19 protein-coding genes and 1 pseudogene are annotated in these 18,245 nt (G+C 55.2%); 14 read left to right on the top strand and 6 right to left on the bottom strand.

Annotation, left to right across the window (positions count from 1 at the left end; genetic code table 11):
• Positions 1-25: 25 nt before the first annotated feature.
• Positions 26-2,224, bottom strand: coding sequence for a Zn(II)/Cd(II)/Pb(II) translocating P-type ATPase ZntA (gene zntA / locus NA624_RS08975; RefSeq protein ID WP_439040262.1), 2,199 nt, complete (start codon positions 2,222-2,224; stop codon positions 26-28).
• Between the two features lie 80 nt (positions 2,225-2,304).
• Positions 2,305-2,931 (bottom strand): lysoplasmalogenase, encoded by a 627-nt coding sequence (locus NA624_RS08970; RefSeq protein WP_000964735.1) that lies wholly within the window; start codon positions 2,929-2,931, stop codon positions 2,305-2,307.
• Between the two features lie 141 nt (positions 2,932-3,072).
• On the opposite strand from NA624_RS08970, the gene NA624_RS08965 reads away from it, so the two are divergent.
• Entirely contained in the window at positions 3,073-3,444 is a 372-nt protein-coding gene (locus tag NA624_RS08965; RefSeq protein WP_000042852.1) for a DUF2500 domain-containing protein, read from the top strand.
• A gap of 21 nt (positions 3,445-3,465) precedes the next feature.
• Here NA624_RS08965 and NA624_RS08960 read toward each other — a convergent pair whose 3' ends face one another.
• Complete coding sequence (locus tag NA624_RS08960; protein ID WP_000906759.1) at positions 3,466-3,735, bottom strand: DUF1145 family protein; 270 nt, start codon at positions 3,733-3,735, stop codon at positions 3,466-3,468.
• Positions 3,725-4,321, bottom strand: a complete 597-nt coding sequence (rsmD, locus tag NA624_RS08955) for a 16S rRNA (guanine(966)-N(2))-methyltransferase (RefSeq protein ID WP_000743275.1) — start codon at positions 4,319-4,321, stop codon at positions 3,725-3,727. The genes NA624_RS08960 and rsmD overlap by 11 nt, the downstream gene beginning before the upstream one ends.
• A gap of 125 nt (positions 4,322-4,446) precedes the next feature.
• Between rsmD and ftsY the strand changes: the two genes are divergently transcribed.
• The 5 genes from ftsY (at position 4,447) to livJ (ending at position 10,166) form a co-directional block, all read left to right on the top strand.
• A complete protein-coding gene (gene ftsY / locus NA624_RS08950) occupies positions 4,447-5,922 on the top strand; it encodes a signal recognition particle-docking protein FtsY (protein WP_001118699.1) in 1,476 nt (491 codons plus the stop codon).
• A gap of 2 nt (positions 5,923-5,924) precedes the next feature.
• The gene (gene ftsE / locus NA624_RS08945; RefSeq protein WP_000617729.1) at positions 5,925-6,593 is read left to right on the top strand and encodes a cell division ATP-binding protein FtsE; all 669 of its coding nucleotides are present in this window, start codon (positions 5,925-5,927) and stop codon (positions 6,591-6,593) included.
• Positions 6,586-7,641, top strand: coding sequence for a permease-like cell division protein FtsX (ftsX, locus tag NA624_RS08940; protein WP_001081707.1), 1,056 nt, complete (start codon positions 6,586-6,588; stop codon positions 7,639-7,641). Before ftsE ends, ftsX begins: the two co-directional genes overlap by 8 nt.
• 245 nt (positions 7,642-7,886) lie before the next feature.
• Positions 7,887-8,741, top strand: coding sequence for an RNA polymerase sigma factor RpoH (gene rpoH / locus NA624_RS08935; RefSeq protein ID WP_000159621.1), 855 nt, complete (start codon positions 7,887-7,889; stop codon positions 8,739-8,741).
• Positions 8,742-9,062: 321 nt separating this feature from the next.
• Positions 9,063-10,166, top strand: a complete 1,104-nt coding sequence (gene livJ / locus NA624_RS08930) for a branched chain amino acid ABC transporter substrate-binding protein LivJ (protein WP_001533929.1) — start codon at positions 9,063-9,065, stop codon at positions 10,164-10,166.
• 41 nt (positions 10,167-10,207) lie between these two features.
• Here livJ and NA624_RS08925 read toward each other — a convergent pair.
• Positions 10,208-10,302, bottom strand: a pseudogene (locus NA624_RS08925) (hypothetical protein); the annotation flags it as partial.
• A complete protein-coding gene (gene panM, locus NA624_RS08920; RefSeq protein ID WP_000778872.1) occupies positions 10,287-10,670 on the bottom strand; it encodes an aspartate 1-decarboxylase autocleavage activator PanM in 384 nt (127 codons plus the stop codon). The pseudogene NA624_RS08925 and the gene panM, both read right to left, overlap by 16 nt.
• A gap of 421 nt (positions 10,671-11,091) precedes the next feature.
• Between panM and livK the strand changes: the two genes are divergently transcribed.
• From livK to ugpB, 8 genes are all read left to right on the top strand, one after another.
• On the top strand, positions 11,092-12,201 hold the full coding sequence (gene livK / locus NA624_RS08915; protein WP_000822983.1) for a high-affinity branched-chain amino acid ABC transporter substrate-binding protein LivK: 1,110 nt from the start codon (positions 11,092-11,094) through the stop codon (positions 12,199-12,201).
• 59 nt (positions 12,202-12,260) lie between these two features.
• The gene (gene livH / locus NA624_RS08910; protein WP_000003007.1) at positions 12,261-13,187 is read left to right on the top strand and encodes a high-affinity branched-chain amino acid ABC transporter permease LivH; all 927 of its coding nucleotides are present in this window, start codon (positions 12,261-12,263) and stop codon (positions 13,185-13,187) included.
• Positions 13,184-14,461, top strand: a complete 1,278-nt coding sequence (gene livM / locus NA624_RS08905; protein WP_000803764.1) for a branched chain amino acid ABC transporter permease LivM — start codon at positions 13,184-13,186, stop codon at positions 14,459-14,461. Before livH ends, livM begins: the two co-directional genes overlap by 4 nt.
• The gene (gene livG, locus NA624_RS08900) at positions 14,458-15,225 is read left to right on the top strand and encodes a high-affinity branched-chain amino acid ABC transporter ATP-binding protein LivG (RefSeq protein WP_000082080.1); all 768 of its coding nucleotides are present in this window, start codon (positions 14,458-14,460) and stop codon (positions 15,223-15,225) included. Before livM ends, livG begins: the two co-directional genes overlap by 4 nt.
• A 1-nt stretch (position 15,226) precedes the next feature.
• On the top strand, positions 15,227-15,940 hold the full coding sequence (livF, locus tag NA624_RS08895; RefSeq protein WP_000416114.1) for a high-affinity branched-chain amino acid ABC transporter ATP-binding protein LivF: 714 nt from the start codon (positions 15,227-15,229) through the stop codon (positions 15,938-15,940).
• 130 nt (positions 15,941-16,070) lie between these two features.
• Entirely contained in the window at positions 16,071-16,292 is a 222-nt protein-coding gene (locus NA624_RS08890; protein ID WP_001520924.1) for a type II toxin-antitoxin system Phd/YefM family antitoxin, read from the top strand.
• On the top strand, positions 16,289-16,657 hold the full coding sequence (locus NA624_RS08885) for a type II toxin-antitoxin system death-on-curing family toxin (RefSeq protein WP_001549713.1): 369 nt from the start codon (positions 16,289-16,291) through the stop codon (positions 16,655-16,657). Before NA624_RS08890 ends, NA624_RS08885 begins: the two co-directional genes overlap by 4 nt.
• A gap of 258 nt (positions 16,658-16,915) precedes the next feature.
• Complete coding sequence (gene ugpB, locus NA624_RS08880) at positions 16,916-18,232, top strand: sn-glycerol-3-phosphate ABC transporter substrate-binding protein UgpB (RefSeq protein WP_000624747.1); 1,317 nt, start codon at positions 16,916-16,918, stop codon at positions 18,230-18,232.
• Positions 18,233-18,245 lie beyond the last annotated feature (13 nt).

Raw genomic sequence — 18,245 nt, 5'->3', positions numbered from 1 at the left:
CACGACGCCGCCGGGTGGGAGAAGATTAGTTTTTACGCAGCAAACGTAGCGCATTGGCGGTCACCAATACCGTGGCCCCCGTATCCGCCAGGATTGCCAGCCATAGCCCGGTAAAACCCAGTAGCGTCGTCACCAGGAAAATAGCTTTCAGCCCCAGCGCAATGGTGATGTTCTGCCGGATATTCGCGTGGGTAGCGCGCGCCAGCGTAATCATCTGCGCTAACCCGCGCAGATGATTATGAGTAAGGGCGGCGTCAGCCGTTTCCAGCGCGACGTCAGTACCGCTGCCCATCGCAATTCCGATACTGGCGGCTTTCATCGCGGGCGCATCATTAATGCCGTCGCCCACCATCGCCAGCGGCGCTTGTTGGTTAAGGGCGGTGACTGCCCGCACCTTGTCTTCCGGCAGTAGTCCGGCTTTAAACGCCAGATCCAGCTCGCCGGCAATCGCTGCCGCCGCCCGTGGGTTATCGCCGGTCAGAATCACGCCGTTAACGCCTAACTGATGCAGTTCGCGGATGGCGTCGCGCGCATCGTCACGCAACGTATCCTGGAGGGCGAGGACGCCAAGTACGGTCTCGTTACGCAGCACCAGAACCACCGTCTGCCCGGCGTTTTCCAGTTCGCTAATTTGCCCGGCAAACGCTGCCGCAGGCTGTTTTCCCGCCGCGCAAATCAGAATTCGTTCGCCGTTAACCTGCGCTTCAATCCCGGTGCCGGCCAGCGTTCGCTGCGATTCCGCCGTCGGGAGCGCCAGATCGCGTGTCTGCGCTTCGCGGACAATAGCCTGCGCCAGCGGGTGCGTAGCGCCTTGTTCTACGGCTGCCGCCAGCGCCAACAGTTCAGCTTCGCTGATACCGCTTGCCGGATGAATCGCCGTCACCCGTGGTTTACCGATGGTCAACGTACCGGTTTTATCAAAGGCGACCTGCGTGATACGGCCCAGTTGCTCCAGCGCTGCGCCGCCTTTAATCAATGCGCCGCGCCGTGCCGCCGCTGCCAGCCCGGAGGTAATGGCCGCGGGCGTGGAGATCACCAGCGCGCACGGGCAACCGATGAGCAGCAGCGTCAGCCCTTTATAAATCCACTCCTGCCAGCCGCCATCGAACATCAGCGGCGGAATAAGCGTCACCAGCAGCGCGATGACCATAATGACTGGCGTATAGATGCGGCTGAAACGGTCAATAAACCGCTCAATGGGCGCACGGCGCTCTTCCGCCTCTTCAATCAGCGTCAGGATACGGTCAATCGCGCTGGCGCCAGGTTCAGATAGCACCTCCAGGGTGACGAGACGGTCAACGCTGGTCGCGCCTGCCGGGACTTTGTCGCCCGTTGCGCGCTCCACAGGGATAGACTCGCCGGTGAGCGCGCTTTCATCAAAGCTGGCGAAACCGGAAACCAGTTTACCGTCGGCGGGTAAACGCCCCCCGGCGGCGACTTCGATAATATCGCCCGGTCGCAGGGTATTAATCGCGACCTCTTCCCGCACGCCGTCGCGCAGACGGGTCGCCGTTTCCGGTTTAAGCGCCATTAACGCGCTGACGCCTTTACGGGCGCGGCTGGCGGCCCATCCTTCCAGGCGCTCGCCGATGAGGAACAGCAGCAATACCATTGCTGCTTCCGCCGTCGCGCCAATAAACAGCGCGCCAATGGCGGCGACGCTCATCAGCGTTTCAATAGCGAACCAACTGCCGCTTTTCATCAGCCGCAGCGCCTGGCGGGCAATAGGATACAGACCGACCAGAGTGGTGACGATAAAGGCCAGTTGGCCGAACGGGTGGTTAAATTGCTCCAGCCCCCAGCTTATCGCCATCATAATGATCAGCGTAATAAGCGGCAGGTTCTCTTTAAGACGAGATTCAGGCGCGGCGTCGCGCGAATCTTCACTACGCAAGGTATAACCCGCCTTCTGTACGGCGCGTTCAATTTGCGCGCGGAGGTCGGCGTCGGCATCGACCACTAACTTTTCGGTGGCGAACAGCACTTGCGCCTGGTTGACGCCGCGAATTTGGCGGACCGCATTCTCCACTTTTCGGGCGCAGGCGGCGCAGTCCATGCCGGAGATTTTCCAGGTATAGCGCGTGCCTGCCACGGCAGTAGAAACAGGCGCGCTGGACGCGCAATGTTCTTCGCAGCAGCAGCTATCGGCCTTCTGTATTGCCGGGGCTAATCTGAAGGAGGTAAAGGGCGGGACTTTTTTGCCATCGGTATCAGGGGTCGACATAACGTCCTCCGGTTGATGATAATTTTCTCATTAACCGGAGGATACACTCTGGAGTCGACTCCAGAGTCAAGCGCTATTATTTACAGGTACAGCGAGCGAACAATCAGGAAGTGTCCGGCAAAGTAGCAGGCGGCGGCAATCGCGTTATCCGCCCGGAAACGGCGGCGGTAATGGCTACCCAGCCAGACGATATTGCCGATGAACAGCAGCGTCGCGCCGGTAAAGGCCGAAAGGGCTGGCGCCGTTGGGCGGAAGAACCACAGTTCGCCCGCCAGCCAGACCATGACCAGCGTCATGGCGATAAAAGTACATACCGGCCAGCGTAGCTCCTCCAGTCGCGTCCAGATAACGGCGATAAGCAACGCGCCGACTATCAGTAACGCCAGCGGCAGCGGCCAGAAGAACGACAACGTCATTTGGCTGGCAAAGTAAATGGTGTAGAGCAGATGCGATAAGAAAAATGCCCCGACGGCGTACAGCAGGCGTTGACGCGGCAAGAGCGTTAACGCATCGCCGACCAGCGAGGCGCACAGCCCGGCCAACACAAGATAACTGATGGCGTCAAACATCGGCGCTTGCCAGGCCAGTAACAGCAACAGTAATAACGTGACGGGCTTAAAAACCCAGCGTTGCCAGGCTGGCCCGCGATAGGAGGCGTCCACATACAGCCATGCGGACAGGCAGACAGCGATAAACGACCAAAGCATCTTAATTCCTTGAATTCGTTATTTTTTCGCAAACGGTATGCTTGCGGCTCTATTATTCAGTGTAGAGGCCGTGACGGTCAGATGACAACACTATAACGGGCAGGGTATGCTTATTTCCGCATTTTCTGACAGGTTAACAGTATGAGTAAGCCACCGCTTTTCTTCATTATAATCATCGCATTAATCGTAGTTGCCGCGTCGTTCCGCTTCGTTCAGCAACGGCGGGAAAAAGCCGCTAATGAGGCGGCGCCGTTACAGCAAAAGCTGGTCGTGGTCAGCAGTAAACGGGAGAAGCCGGTTAACGACCGACGCTCTCGCCAGCAGGAAGTGAGCCCGGCGGGAACCAGTATGCGCTATGAGGCAAGTTTTAAGCCGCTCAATGGCGGTCTGGAAAAAACGTTCCGTTTACAAGCGCAGCAGTACCACGCTTTGACGGTGGGCGATCAAGGTACGCTGAGCTATAAGGGAACTCGGTTCGTCGGGTTTGTTAGCCGTACCCCGGATAACGAATAAACCGTCATCCGGCAGCAAACGTTATTTTTTGTTCTTAAACTTCTTCTGCCAGACCAGCAGCTCAAACACGCCGAACAGGAAAATGCGGATTTTCTCTCCCGTCGTCATCTGCGGGCCCTCTTTCGGTATCGTTGATTTCAGCAACGCCAACTGCATACCGTGCATCAGCGCCATGAACACCAACGCCACGTTGACGAAGATATTGAGCGGGCGCGGGAAGGGATGCACCAGATTAAGAATCAAAAATGCCCACACGAAGAGCATTAATAAGCGGCCCAGATTAATCAACATCATTTTCTCCTTGCGCGTCGCGCTGATACAGACGATAAGCGACCTGTCCGGCCACCTTTTCTCGATACAATGCCCAGTTCGCCGGAACGGGCGGCAGACCGTTTTCCACCTCGCTTTCTACGTAGATTAGCGCGTCGTCGGCCAGCCATCCCTGGGTTTCCAGCAATTGTAACGTCTCTTCCAGCAGCCCTTTACGAAACGGTGGGTCGACAAAGACGACGTGATGCGGCGTTCCCGGCTGGCTGAGGAAGGCCAGAGTATTGGTATTGACGACGCGAGCATTGTTGGCTTTCAGCGTCGCCAGATTTTTTTGCAACTGCTGCGATACGGCGCGATCCATTTCCAGTAACGTTGCCTGGGCCGCATAACGCGATAGCGCCTCCAGGCCCAGAGCGCCGCTGCCGGCAAAGCAATCCAGACAATGGGCGTCTACCATTACCGGAGCCAGCCAGTTAAATAACGTTTCGCGCACGCGATCGGTGGTGGGACGCAGACCCGGGCTGTCCGGAACCGGTAATTTACGGCCACGCCATTGCCCGCCAATAATGCGGATTTGGCCGCTGCCAGAGTGAGTCGGTTTTTTCATTTCTCTTGCTCGAACCGCCTGTTGCAAGTTATTCCAGGCGGTGATGTGAATTAAGTTAAGTGATAGACTATTTCATCATTTTTTTAGCTTCCATGTATATAGCGCCGCGAGGGGTGTAGTCGCAGATGGCAAAACAGAAAAAACGTGGCTTCTTTTCCTGGTTGGGCTTCGGTGATAAAGAGCAGAAGCAGGAACAGACCGAAGAACAGCAGATTGTTGAGGAACAACGACCGGTTGAGCCCCCTGTTGAAACGGCGGCAGACGTAGACGCGCAAACGCCCGCGCACAGCAAAGCAGAAACCGAAGCCTTTGCGGAAGAGGTGGTGGACGTTACTGAGAAAGTTCAGGAGAGCGAAAAACCGCAGCCGGTAGAGCCGGAGCCCGCGACGGCTGTTGAGACGGCAGCGCCGCAGATCGCGGTGGAACGCGAAGAATTGCCGCTGCCGGAAGAGGTCAAAGACGAGGCTATCTCGCCGGAAGAGTGGCAGGCCGAAGCGGAAACCGTAGAGGTCATTGCCGCGGTAGAAGAAGAGGGCGAAAACGCGGCGAAATTCACCGACGAAGAGCTGGAAGCGCAGGCGCTGGCCGCTCAGGCGGCGGAAGAGGCGGTGATGGTTGTTCCGCCAGCGGAAGAAGACGCGCCGGTGGAAGCGATCGTTCAGGAGCAGGAAAAACCGACTAAAGAAGGTTTCTTTGCCCGCCTGAAACGCAGCCTGCTGAAAACCAAAGAAAATCTCGGTTCCGGATTTATCAGTCTGTTCCGCGGCAAGAAAATCGACGATGATTTGTTCGAGGAGCTGGAAGAGCAGTTGCTCATCGCTGATGTCGGGGTAGAAACCACGCGTAAGATTATCGCTAATCTGACGGAAGGCGCCAGCCGCAAACAGCTTAAAGATGCCGAGGCGCTGTATGGTCTGTTGAAAGGCGAGATGGGCGAGATTCTGGCGAAGGTAGACGAACCGCTTAATATTGAAGGTAAAACGCCTTTTGTTATTCTGATGGTTGGCGTAAACGGCGTGGGTAAAACCACCACTATCGGTAAACTGGCGCGCCAGTTTGAGCAGCAGGGTAAATCAGTGATGCTGGCGGCGGGGGATACTTTCCGCGCGGCGGCGGTCGAACAGCTACAGGTCTGGGGACAGCGTAACAACATTCCGGTTATCGCCCAGCATACCGGCGCGGACTCCGCCTCGGTGATTTTTGACGCTATCCAGGCCGCGAAGGCGCGTAATGTGGATGTGTTAATTGCCGATACGGCAGGGCGTCTGCAGAACAAGTCGCACCTGATGGAAGAGCTGAAAAAAATCGTTCGTGTCATGAAAAAGCTGGACGAAGAAGCGCCACATGAAGTTATGCTGACCATTGACGCCAGCACCGGACAGAACGCGGTAAGCCAGGCCAAACTGTTCCATGAAGCGGTAGGCTTAACCGGTATTACCCTGACCAAGCTGGACGGTACGGCGAAAGGCGGGGTGATTTTCTCGGTAGCTGACCAGTTTGGTATTCCTATCCGTTACATTGGCGTGGGCGAACGTATCGAGGATTTGCGTCCGTTTAAGGCGGACGATTTTATTGAGGCACTTTTTGCCCGAGAGGATTAACAATGATTCGCTTTGAACATGTCAGCAAGGCCTATCTCGGCGGGAGACAAGCGCTGCAGGGAGTGACATTCCATATGCGGCCAGGCGAGATGGCGTTTCTGACCGGCCACTCCGGCGCGGGGAAAAGTACCCTGCTGAAGCTAATCTGTGGGATTGAGCGGCCCAGCGCCGGCAAAATCTTCTTCAGCGGGCATGATATTACGCGCCTGAAAAACCGCGAAGTGCCGTTTTTGCGCCGCCAGATTGGGATGATTTTCCAGGATCACCATCTGCTGATGGATCGCACGGTCTATGACAATGTGGCGATACCGTTAATCATTGCCGGTGCCAGCGGCGATGATATCCGTCGTCGTGTGTCGGCGGCGCTGGATAAGGTTGGACTACTGGACAAAGCGAGAAACTTCCCGATTCAACTCTCCGGAGGCGAACAACAGCGCGTGGGCATCGCCCGCGCGGTGGTCAATAAGCCAGCGGTATTGCTGGCGGATGAACCGACCGGGAACCTGGACGACGCGTTGTCGGAAGGGATTTTACGTCTGTTTGAAGAGTTTAACCGCGTAGGGGTGACGGTACTGATGGCGACGCACGATATTGGACTTATCTCCCGTCGTTCCTATAGGCAGCTCGTCCTGAGCGATGGACATCTGCATGGAGGCCTGGCCAATGAATAGGCGCGACGCGATTAACCAAATCAGGCAGTTCGGCGGACGGCTGGATCGACTGCGTAAGTCTCGCGGCGGAACAGGCGGCGGGCGCAACGCGCCAGGACGCCAGAAGCCGACGCCGAAACCGAACTCACGTAAAACGAACGTCTTTAATGAGCAGGTGCGCTATGCCTGGCACGGCGCGCTGCAGGATCTGAAAAGCAAACCGCTGGCGACGTTTCTGACGGTGATGGTGATCGCCATCTCCCTGACGCTGCCCAGCGTCTGTTACATGGTCTATAAGAACGTCAACCAGGCGGCGACTCAGTATTATCCGTCGCCGCAGATCACCGTTTATCTGCAAAAAACGCTGGATGATGATGCGGCGGCGCGGGTCGTTGGGCAGCTTCAGGCCGAGCAGGGCGTTGAGAAGGTCAACTACCTGTCCCGTGAGGACGCGCTGGGAGAATTCCGCAACTGGTCGGGTTTTGGCGGCGCGCTGGACATGCTGGAAGAGAACCCGCTGCCGGCAGTGGCGGTGGTGATCCCCAAGCTGGACTTTCAAAGTACCGCCTCGCTTAATACGCTGCGCGACCGTATCTCGCAGATTAACGGCATTGACGAAGTCCGCATGGATGATAGCTGGTTTGCGCGCCTGGCGGCGCTCACCGGGCTGGTGGGCCGTGTGTCGGCGATGATCGGCGTGCTGATGGTCGCGGCGGTCTTCCTCGTTATCGGCAACAGCGTGCGTCTGAGCATTTTTGCCCGTCGCGACACCATTAACGTGCAAAAGCTGATTGGCGCGACCGATGGCTTTATCCTGCGTCCGTTCCTCTACGGCGGCGCGTTGCTCGGTTTTTCCGGCGCGTTTCTTTCACTGATATTGTCTGAAATTTTGGTGATGCGTTTATCATCGGCGGTGACTGAAGTGGCGCAGGTCTTCGGCACGAAGTTTGATCTCAATGGCTTATCGTTCGATGAGTGCCTGTTGCTGCTGCTGGTCTGTTCCATGATTGGCTGGATCGCCGCCTGGTTGGCCACGGTGCAACATTTACGTCACTTTACTCCCGATTGATAAAATCGTGGTATAATCTTTCCCTGCAATGGGCTTCCGTTCGCAGGGAAAGAGTCCCTGTTGTCTCTTCCCCGCGCGTCATCTTTATGTCACAAGATTTGTGCAAATTATGCACAGTGTTACATTGAACTTGTGGATAAAATCACTGTCTGATAAAAGAGTGGGTGATATTCTCGTTGCTCATCGGCTTTGGCACGGTTGTTGCTCGCTGACGGTGCCAGGCAATACTGATTGAGAGGATTTGAATGACCAAAGAAATGCAAAATTTAGCTTTAGCCCCTGTTGGCAACCTGGAATCTTATATCCGGGCGGCGAACGCGTGGCCGATGTTATCGGCTGACGAGGAGCGGGCATTGGCTGAAAGGCTGCATTACCAGGGAGATCTGGAAGCAGCTAAAACGCTGATCCTGTCTCACCTGCGCTTTGTTGTTCATATTGCTCGTAACTATGCGGGCTATGGTCTGCCGCAGGCGGATTTGATCCAGGAAGGCAACATCGGCCTGATGAAAGCCGTACGTCGTTTTAACCCGGAAGTAGGCGTGCGTCTGGTCTCCTTCGCCGTACACTGGATTAAAGCAGAAATTCACGAATACGTGCTGCGTAACTGGCGTATCGTTAAAGTCGCAACCACGAAAGCGCAGCGTAAGCTGTTCTTTAATCTGCGTAAAACCAAGCAGCGTCTGGGCTGGTTTAATCAGGATGAGGTTGAAATGGTGGCGCGCGAACTGGGTGTTTCCAGTAAAGACGTGCGTGAGATGGAGTCGCGTATGGCGGCGCAGGACATGACGTTTGACATGTCTTCGGACGATGAGTCCGACAGCCAGCCAATGGCGCCGGTGCTGTATCTGCAGGATAAATCGTCTAACTTTGCCGACGGCATTGAAGACGATAACTGGGAAGAGCAGGCCGCCAACCGACTGACCGACGCGATGCAGGGGCTCGACGAGCGTAGCCAGGATATTATCCGCGCTCGCTGGCTGGACGAAGACAATAAGTCTACGTTGCAGGAGCTGGCCGATCGTTACGGCGTCTCCGCTGAGCGTGTGCGCCAGCTTGAAAAGAACGCCATGAAAAAGCTTCGCGCTGCGATCGAAGCGTAATCTTCGCGAATTGCCAATGAACCCTCGAATGTGAATTCGGGGGTTTTGTTTTTTGTAGGCCGGATAAGGCGTTTACCCTGCCATCCGGCAACACGTTTGCCCGATGGCGCTTCGCTTATCGGGCCTACGGACCCTTCCTCTCCCCCACCGACACAAATCTGTTATCTGAATGTAAATTTAGCTATTCCAAAATAATAAAAATCGGGTATGTTTTAGCAGAGTATGCTGCTAAAGCACGGGTAGCTAGCCAATAATCGAAATAAAGTGCTGAACAATAACACCACAACACACGTAACAACCAGAATAATGGGGATTATCAGGATGAATATGAAGGGTAAAACGTTATTGGCAGGATGTATCGCCCTGTCATTAAGCCATATGGCATTCGCCGAGGACATTAAAGTCGCGGTTGTCGGCGCGATGTCCGGTCCGGTGGCGCAGTATGGCGATCAGGAGTTTACCGGTGCGGAACAGGCAATTGCCGATATCAATGCGAAAGGCGGTATTAAAGGCGATAAGCTCGTCGCGGTGAAATATGACGACGCCTGTGACCCGAAACAGGCGGTAGCTGTCGCTAACAAAGTGGTGAACGACGGCATCAAGTATGTTATCGGTCACTTATGCTCCTCTTCCACACAGCCAGCGTCTGATATCTACGAAGACGAAGGCATCCTGATGATAACCCCGGCGGCGACCGCGCCGGAGCTGACCGCACGCGGCTATAACCTGATTTTGCGCACGACCGGCCTGGACTCTGACCAGGGGCCAACGGCGGCAAAGTATATTCTGGAGAAGGTAAAACCGCAGCGCATCGCGATTATCCACGATAAGCAGCAGTACGGCGAAGGGCTGGCGCGCGCGGTGCAGGACGGTCTGAAGAAAGGCGGCGTTAACGTCGTATTCTTTGACGGCATCACCGCCGGCGAAAAAGATTTCTCCACTCTGGTAGCGCGCCTGAAGAAAGAGAATATCGACTTTGTCTACTACGGCGGTTATCACCCGGAAATGGGGCAGATCCTGCGCCAGTCCCGCGCCGCAGGGCTGAAAACCCAGTTTATGGGGCCGGAAGGGGTCGCGAACGTCTCGCTGTCTAACATCGCCGGAGAGTCGGCGGAAGGCTTACTGGTCACCAAACCGAAGAACTACGATCAGGTCCCGGCGAACAAACCGATTGTGGATGCCATCAAAGCCAAGAAACAAGATCCTAGCGGCGCATTCGTGTGGACCACCTACGCCGCGCTGCAATCGTTGCAGGCGGGCCTGAACCAGTCTGACGATCCGGCGGAAATCGCCAAATACCTGAAAGGCGCCACGGTCGACACCGTAATGGGACCGCTGTCGTGGGATGAGAAAGGCGATCTGAAAGGATTTGAGTTCGGCGTGTTTGACTGGCATGCGAATGGTACGGCGACCGACGCGAAGTAATTGAGTGCCGGGTGGCGGCTTCGCCTTACCCGGCCTACATACCTGGAAAATTGCGAGGTGGTTTTTTATTTTTTTCTCCCGGCATGTAGGCCGGATAAGCGTCAGCGCCATCCGGCTTTTTTATCTTTTTTCCCAGCCATCCGCCTGTGCGGTAAAACCCAACGCCTGCATAAACGCGGCCATCACGCTGCGGTCTTCAACACCGACATCTGCCATCCACCACGACGAGACGTTGGGATTATCGCGGATGACTTCTTCTACCAGGTATTGCCCGACGCCGCGGCGGCGGGTGATTTCACGCACGCGTAAGGAATCCAGCGCGCCCTGCGTTCCGCTCAGCGTCACTCTTACGGCGCCCAACAAACGCTCGTTAAACCGCGCAGCATAAATCCGGTGCGTTTCATCTACGCTTAATGAGGAGGCGGAATATTCCGGCCAGATTTTGCCCAGATCGATCTGATCCTGAGCGCTAAAGTGTTCTAAACGAAGAATGGTCAGCTTCATCGACGGCTTGTCCCGATTTCAAAAGATGCGATCAGTGTACCGAAACAGGCAGGCCAGATGCTTTCTCTTTTTTGTGTCATTTACCAGGTTATTAATTTTTTAACAACGATAATTACAGTTTGAAGCATTAGAGAATGGAAAACAGGCAGCATAATTCCCTGAATGCTAGTGAATTATTCCGCTTAATATGCCGTTATTTTATGCTGACAAGCGTGCTTTTTTTTGTTTATCTATAGCGAAAAGCAGAATATTATCTTTTCTTAATAGACTGAAAAATAGAGATTTTAATCTTATTATGCTTTAAATGCTGCGCTAACTCATTAATGAGTCAGTAAAAAGCGCACCATTTATAAAAAGTACAGTCTGCTTTTTAACCAGCAAAAAACAAAACATATAACATCACGAATGGGGATACAGGCACATGAAACGGAAAGCGAAAACGATAATCGCAGGGATGGTTGCATTAGCAGTCTCGCAGGGGGCAATGGCAGATGATATTAAAGTCGCCATAGTCGGGGCGATGTCCGGCCCGGTAGCGCAATGGGGCGATATGGAATTTAACGGCGCGCGTCAGGCCATTAAAGACATCAACGCTAAAGGCGGTATTAAAGGCGATAAGCTGGTCGGCGTAGAGTACGATGATGCCTGCGATCCAAAACAGGCGGTGGCGGTGGCCAACAAAATCGTTAACGACGGTATTCAGTACGTTATTGGTCACTTGTGTTCTTCTTCTACTCAGCCAGCATCCGATATCTATGAAGATGAAGGTATTCTGATGATCTCCCCGGGGGCGACTAACCCGGAGCTGACCCAGCGCGGCTATCAGTACATTATGCGTACCGCCGGCCTGGACTCCTCCCAGGGGCCAACGGCCGCGAAATACATCCTGGAAACGGTGAAACCGCAGCGCATCGCTATCATTCACGATAAACAGCAATACGGCGAAGGACTGGCGCGCTCCGTGCAGGATGGCCTGAAGCAGGGCAATGCCAATATTGTCTTTTTTGATGGTATTACCGCCGGCGAAAAAGATTTCTCCGCCCTGATTGCCCGCTTGCAAAAAGAGAATATCGACTTTGTGTATTACGGCGGCTACTACCCGGAAATGGGGCAGATGCTGCGCCAGGCGCGGGCTAATGGCCTGAAAACGCAATTTATGGGGCCGGAAGGCGTGGGTAACGCGTCGCTGTCCAATATTGCGGGCGGTGCGGCGGAAGGCATGTTGGTGACGATGCCAAAACGTTATGACCAGGACCCGGCGAATAAAGCGATTGTCGAGGCGCTGAAAGCCGACAAGAAAGATCCCAGCGGTCCGTATGTCTGGATCACCTACGCCGCCGTCCAGTCACTGGCGACCGCAATGACGCGTAGCGCCAGCCATGCTCCGCTGGATCTGGTGAAAGATCTTAAAGCTAACGGGGCTGATACCGTTATTGGGCCGCTGAAATGGGATGAAAAAGGCGATCTTAAGGGATTTGAATTTGGCGTCTTCCAGTGGCACGCCGACGGCTCGTCAACCGTCGCGAAGTAATGCCAGAAGATAAGTTATCCCACCGCCCGCACGCCGGGCGGGTTTAAAAAGGTTACCTTATGTCCGAGCAGTTTCTCTATTTCTTGCAGCAGATGTTTAACGGCGTCACGCTGGGGAGCACCTACGCGCTGATTGCTATCGGTTATACGATGGTGTACGGCATCATCGGCATGATCAACTTCGCCCATGGCGAGGTGTATATGATCGGCAGCTACGTCTCTTTTATGATCATCGCCGCGCTAATGATGATGGGAATAGACACCAGTTGGCTCCTGGTGGCCGCCGGATTTATCGGCGCGATTATTATTGCCAGCGCCTACGGCTGGAGTATCGAGCGAGTCGCTTACCGGCCTGTGCGCAACTCCAAGCGCCTGATCGCCCTGATTTCCGCCATCGGGATGTCTATCTTTCTGCAAAACTACGTCAGCCTGACGGAAGGTTCGCGCGACGTGGCGTTACCCAGCCTGTTTAACGGCCAGTGGATTGTGGGCAGCAGCGAAAACTTTTCCGCGTCCATCACCACCATGCAGGCGGTTATCTGGATAGTCACCTTTCTGGCTATGCTGGCGCTCACCATTTTCATTCGCTACTCCCGGATGGGCCGCGCCTGCCGCGCCTGCGCGGAGGATCTGAAAATGGCCAGCCTGCTCGGCATTAATACCGACCGCGTCATTGCGCTAACGTTTGTTATCGGCGCGGCAATGGCGGCGGTGGCGGGTGTGCTGCTTGGGCAATTTTACGGCGTGATTAACCCCTACATCGGTTTTATGGCCGGGATGAAAGCGTTCACCGCGGCGGTGCTGGGCGGTATTGGCAGCATTCCGGGCGCGATGATCGGCGGTCTGATTTTGGGCGTCGCCGAAGCGCTCTCGTCTGCATATTTAAGTACCGAATATAAAGATGTCGTATCGTTCGCTCTGCTGATTCTGGTACTGCTGGTGATGCCGACCGGTATCCTGGGGCGTCCGGAGGTAGAGAAAGTATGAAACCGATGCATATTGCGATGGCTCTGTTCTCTGCGGCGATGTTCTTCGTTCTGGCTGGCGTCTTCATGGGCGTACAACTGGAGCTGGACGGCACCAAACTGGTGGTGGATACCGCCGCCGACATCCGCTGGCAGTGGATCTTTATCGGTACGGCAGTGGTTTTTTTCTTTCAGTTGTTGCGTCCGATGTTCCAGAAAGCGGTGAAGCACGTCTCCGGACCGAAGTTTATTCTGCCGGCGATCGATGGCTCTACCGTTAAGCAAAAGCTGTTTCTGATGGCGCTGCTGGTTATCGCCGTGGCGTGGCCGTTTATGGTGTCGCGCGGTAGCGTGGATATCGCCACTATGACCATGATTTATATCATCCTCGGTCTGGGGCTGAACGTGGTGGTGGGGCTGTCCGGCCTGCTGGTATTGGGCTACGGCGGCTTTTACGCCATCGGCGCTTATACCTTTGCGCTGCTCAACCACTATTATGGTTTGGGTTTCTGGACCTGCCTGCCGCTGGCGGGACTGGTCTCCGCCGCCGCCGGTTTCCTGCTCGGCTTCCCGGTACTGCGTCTGCGCGGCGACTATCTGGCGATTGTGACGCTCGGCTTCGGCGAAATCGTCCGTATCCTGTTGCTCAACAACACTGAAATTACCGGCGGCCCGAACGGCATCAGCCAGATCCCCAAACCGACGCTATTTGGTCTGGAGTTTAGCCGCAACACCCGCGAAGGCGGCTGGGATACCTTCAGCAATTTCTTTGGCGTGAAGTACGACCCATCCGACCGGGTCATTTTCCTCTATCTGGTGGCCCTGTTGCTGGTGGTCTTGTCGCTGTTTGTCATTAACCGCCTGCTGCGTATGCCGCTGGGCCGGGCGTGGGAAGCGTTGCGTGAAGATGAGATCGCCTGTCGCTCATTAGGTTTAAGCCCGACGCGCATCAAGCTGACCGCTTTTACTATCAGCGCCGCGTTTGCCGGTTTCGCCGGGACGTTGTTTGCCGCCCGCCAGGGCTTTGTCAGCCCGGAATCCTTCACCTTCGCCGAATCCGCCTTCGTGCTGGCGATTGTGGTGCTGGGCGGAATGGGCTCGCAGTTTGCGGTGATCCTGGCGGCGGTTCTGCTGGTGGTGTCGCGCGAGTTGATGCGCGACTTCAACGAATACAGCATGTTGATGCTCGGCGGTTTGATGGTGTTGATGATGATCTGGCGCCCGCAGGGATTGCTGCCGATGACGCGTCCGCAGTTGAAGCTGAAAAGTGGTCAGGCGAAAGGAGAGCAGGCATGAGTCAGCCATTATTAGCGGTTAACGGCCTGATGATGCGCTTTGGCGGTTTGCTGGCGGTCAACAATGTATCGCTGGAATTGCGTGAGCGGGAAATTGTGTCGCTGATTGGCCCTAACGGCGCGGGTAAAACGACGGTGTTTAACTGCCTGACCGGTTTTTATAAGCCGACAGGCGGTACGATCATGTTGCGCGAGCGGCATCTGGAAGGATTGCCGGGCCAGCAGATCGCCCGCATGGGCGTGGTACGTACTTTCCAGCATGTGCGCCTGTTTCGCGAAATGACGGTGATTGAAAACCTGCTGGTGGCGCAGCACCAGCAACTGAAAACGGGCCTCTTTTCCGGCCTGTTGAAAACGCCCGCTTTCCGCCGCGCGCAAAGCGAAGCGCTGGACCGCGCGGCGACCTGGCTTGAGCGTATTGGCCTGCTGGAACATGCCAACCGCCAGGCCAGTAATCTGGCTTACGGCGACCAGCGCCGGCTGGAGATTGCCCGCTGCATGGTGACGCAGCCAGAAATTCTGATGCTCGACGAACCGGCGGCCGGCCTTAACCCGAAAGAGACCAAAGAGCTGGATGAGCTGATTGCCGAACTACGTAACCATCACAACACTACTATCTTGCTGATTGAACACGATATGAAGCTGGTGATGGGTATTTCCGATCGCATTTATGTGGTGAACCAGGGCACGCCGCTGGCGAACGGCACGCCGGAAGAGATCCGCAACAACCCGGACGTCATCCGCGCTTATCTGGGTGAGGCATAAGATGGAAAAAACGATGTTAACGTTTGAAAAAGTCAGCGCCCACTACGGCAAGATTCAGGCGCTGCACGACGTCAGTCTGCACATCAACCAGGGGGAAATCGTTACCCTGATTGGCGCTAACGGCGCGGGGAAAACGACGCTGCTTGGCACCTTGTGCGGCGATCCGCGCGCCTCCAGCGGACGGGTGGTGTTTGACGGTAAAGACATAACCGACTGGCAGACGGCGAAAATCATGCGTGAAGCGGTGGCGATAGTGCCGGAAGGGCGGCGCGTCTTCTCGCGGATGACGGTAGAAGAGAACCTGGCGATGGGCGGTTTTTTTGCCGAGCGCGATCGGTTTCAGGAGCGTATCAAATGGGTGTACGAGCTGTTTCCGCGCCTGCATGAACGCCGTATCCAGCGAGCGGGCACCATGTCCGGCGGCGAACAGCAGATGCTGGCGATTGGCCGCGCGCTGATGAGCCAGCCGAGGCTATTGCTGCTGGATGAACCGTCGCTGGGGCTGGCGCCGATCATCATCCAGCAGATCTTCGACACCATTGAGCAGTTGCGCGAACAGGGTATGACCATCTTCCTTGTCGAGCAGAACGCCAACCAGGCGCTGAAGCTCGCCGACCGCGGTTATGTGCTGGAAAACGGCCACGTGGTGCTATCCGATACCGGTGATGCGCTGCTGGCGAACGAAGCGGTGCGCAGCGCCTATCTGGGCGGTTAGACTGTGCCAGGGGGAAGCGCGTGCGCCGCCCCCGGTAACGGCAAGCGGTAAAATTTTTCAAAAGAGCCTGATGGCTCTTTTTTTGTACATGTTTGTTGTACAATAAACATGTACAACTGGGGAGGTGTTTATGCGTACGGTTAACTATAGCGAAGCGCGGCAAAATCTGGCCGAAGTCCTGGAAAGTGCGGTGACGGGGGGGCCTGTCACCATCACGCGTCGTGGGCATAAGTCCGCAGTGATCATCAGCGCCGAGGAGTTTGAGCGTTATCAGACGGCGCGAATGGATGATGAGTTTGCTGCCATTATGGCGGTTCATGGCAATGAGCTCAGGGAGCTGGCGGATAAATGACCCTACAACTTATCTCAGCGGAAGAGATAATTCAGTTTCACGACAGGCTTCTCCGCGTTACGCCTGGTGTAACAGGTATGCCTGATCCTGGCCGCGCGGAAGCGCTAATGTACCGGGTACTCAATCAAATCGAATATGAAGGGGTGACCGACGTGTGGCTGCTGGCGGCAATGCATTTGCTCGCTATATCCCGTGGGCATATCTTCAATGATGGTAACAAACGCACCGCCTTATTTATTACGCTGCTGTTTTTAAAGCGTAACGGGGTCTCACTCGCTGCGAATCCGGATTTTGTCGATATGACAGTCGATGCGGCGGCAGGGCGGCTTACGCTGGAGCAAATTGCCGTTCGCTTACGCGCCTGAGATGTTAATCCCGGCGACGCTCCGCCTGGTTGAGTTACGGCATGTGTGCCGTCCCCGGGAATAATGTCGTACCTATCCGTGCCGTAGCTCCCACTTTTCTTTTCCGGCGCTTTCACTGCCTTGCCATCTCTCTGTCGCCTTACTATCTTTTTTTTGTAATAAAAAAGTTATTTTTCTGTCATTCGAGCATGTCATGTTACCCCCGCGAACATAAAACGCGTGATATCGCGCATCCCGGCACAAAAAGAGAGATAACCGATGATATCGTTACGACATACAGCTTTAGGACTGGCGCTGAGTCTGGCATTTACGGGTCAGGCGTTGGCCGTCACCACTATTCCATTCTGGCATTCAATGGAAGGGGAGTTAGGCAAAGAAGTTGATTCACTGGCGCAACGTTTCAACCAGGCCAATCCGGATTACAAAATCGTTCCGGTCTATAAGGGGAACTATGAACAGAACCTGAGCGCCGGGATCGCGGCATTCCGTACCGGCAACGCGCCGGCAATATTGCAGGTTTATGAGGTTGGGACAGCGACCATGATGGCCTCGAAAGCCATTAAGCCGGTTTATGAAGTGTTTAAAGACGCCGGTATTAACTTTGACGAGTCCCAGTTTGTACCAACCGTTGCAGGCTACTACACCGATGCTAAAAGCGGGCATCTGCTCTCCCAGCCCTTTAACAGCTCCACGCCGGTACTGTACTACAACAAAGACGCCTTTAAGAAAGCCGGTTTAGATCCGGAACAGCCGCCGAAAACCTGGCAGGAGCTGGCTGACTATACCGCGAAATTGAGAGCGGCAGGCATGAAATGCGGTTACGCCAGCGGCTGGCAAGGCTGGATCCAACTGGAAAACTTCAGCGCCTGGAACGGTCTCCCCTTCGCCAGTAAAAACAATGGCTTTGACGGTACAGATGCGGTGCTGGAGTTTAATAAGCCAGAGCAGGTGAAACATATCGCGCTGCTGGAAGAGATGAATAAAAAAGGCGATTTTAGCTATGTTGGGCGTAAGGACGAGTCTACCGAGAAGTTTTATAACGGTGACTGCGCGATGACAACCGCGTCCTCCGGTTCGCTCGCCAATATCCGCCAGTATGCCAAATTTAACTATGGCGTGGGTATGATGCCGTACGACGCTGATATCAAGGGCGCGCCGCAAAACGCCATTATCGGCGGAGCCAGCCTATGGGTCATGCAGGGTAAAGATAAAGAAACCTATACCGGCGTCGCCAAATTCCTCGACTTCCTGGCAAAACCGGAAAACGCTGCTGAATGGCATCAAAAAACCGGCTACCTGCCGATTACCACCGCCGCCTACGAGCTGACCCGCGAGCAGGGTTATTACGATAAAAACCCCGGTGCGGATATCGCCACTCGCCAGATGTTGAATAAGCCGCCGTTACCCTTCACCAAAGGCTTGCGTCTGGGCAATATGCCGCAGATTCGTACTATCGTGGACGAAGAGCTGGAAAGCGTCTGGACCGGGAAGAAAACCCCACAACAGGCGTTGGATACCGCGGTGGATCGCGGGAATCAGTTACTGCGTCGTTTTGAGAAAGCGAGCAAATCTTAAGTGTATAAGTGCC

This window comes from Salmonella sp. NW38, assembly GCF_051807745.1.
GTDB lineage: Bacteria > Pseudomonadota > Gammaproteobacteria > Enterobacterales > Enterobacteriaceae > Salmonella > Salmonella enterica.
This window is presented reverse-complemented; position numbering and strand designations above follow the sequence as displayed.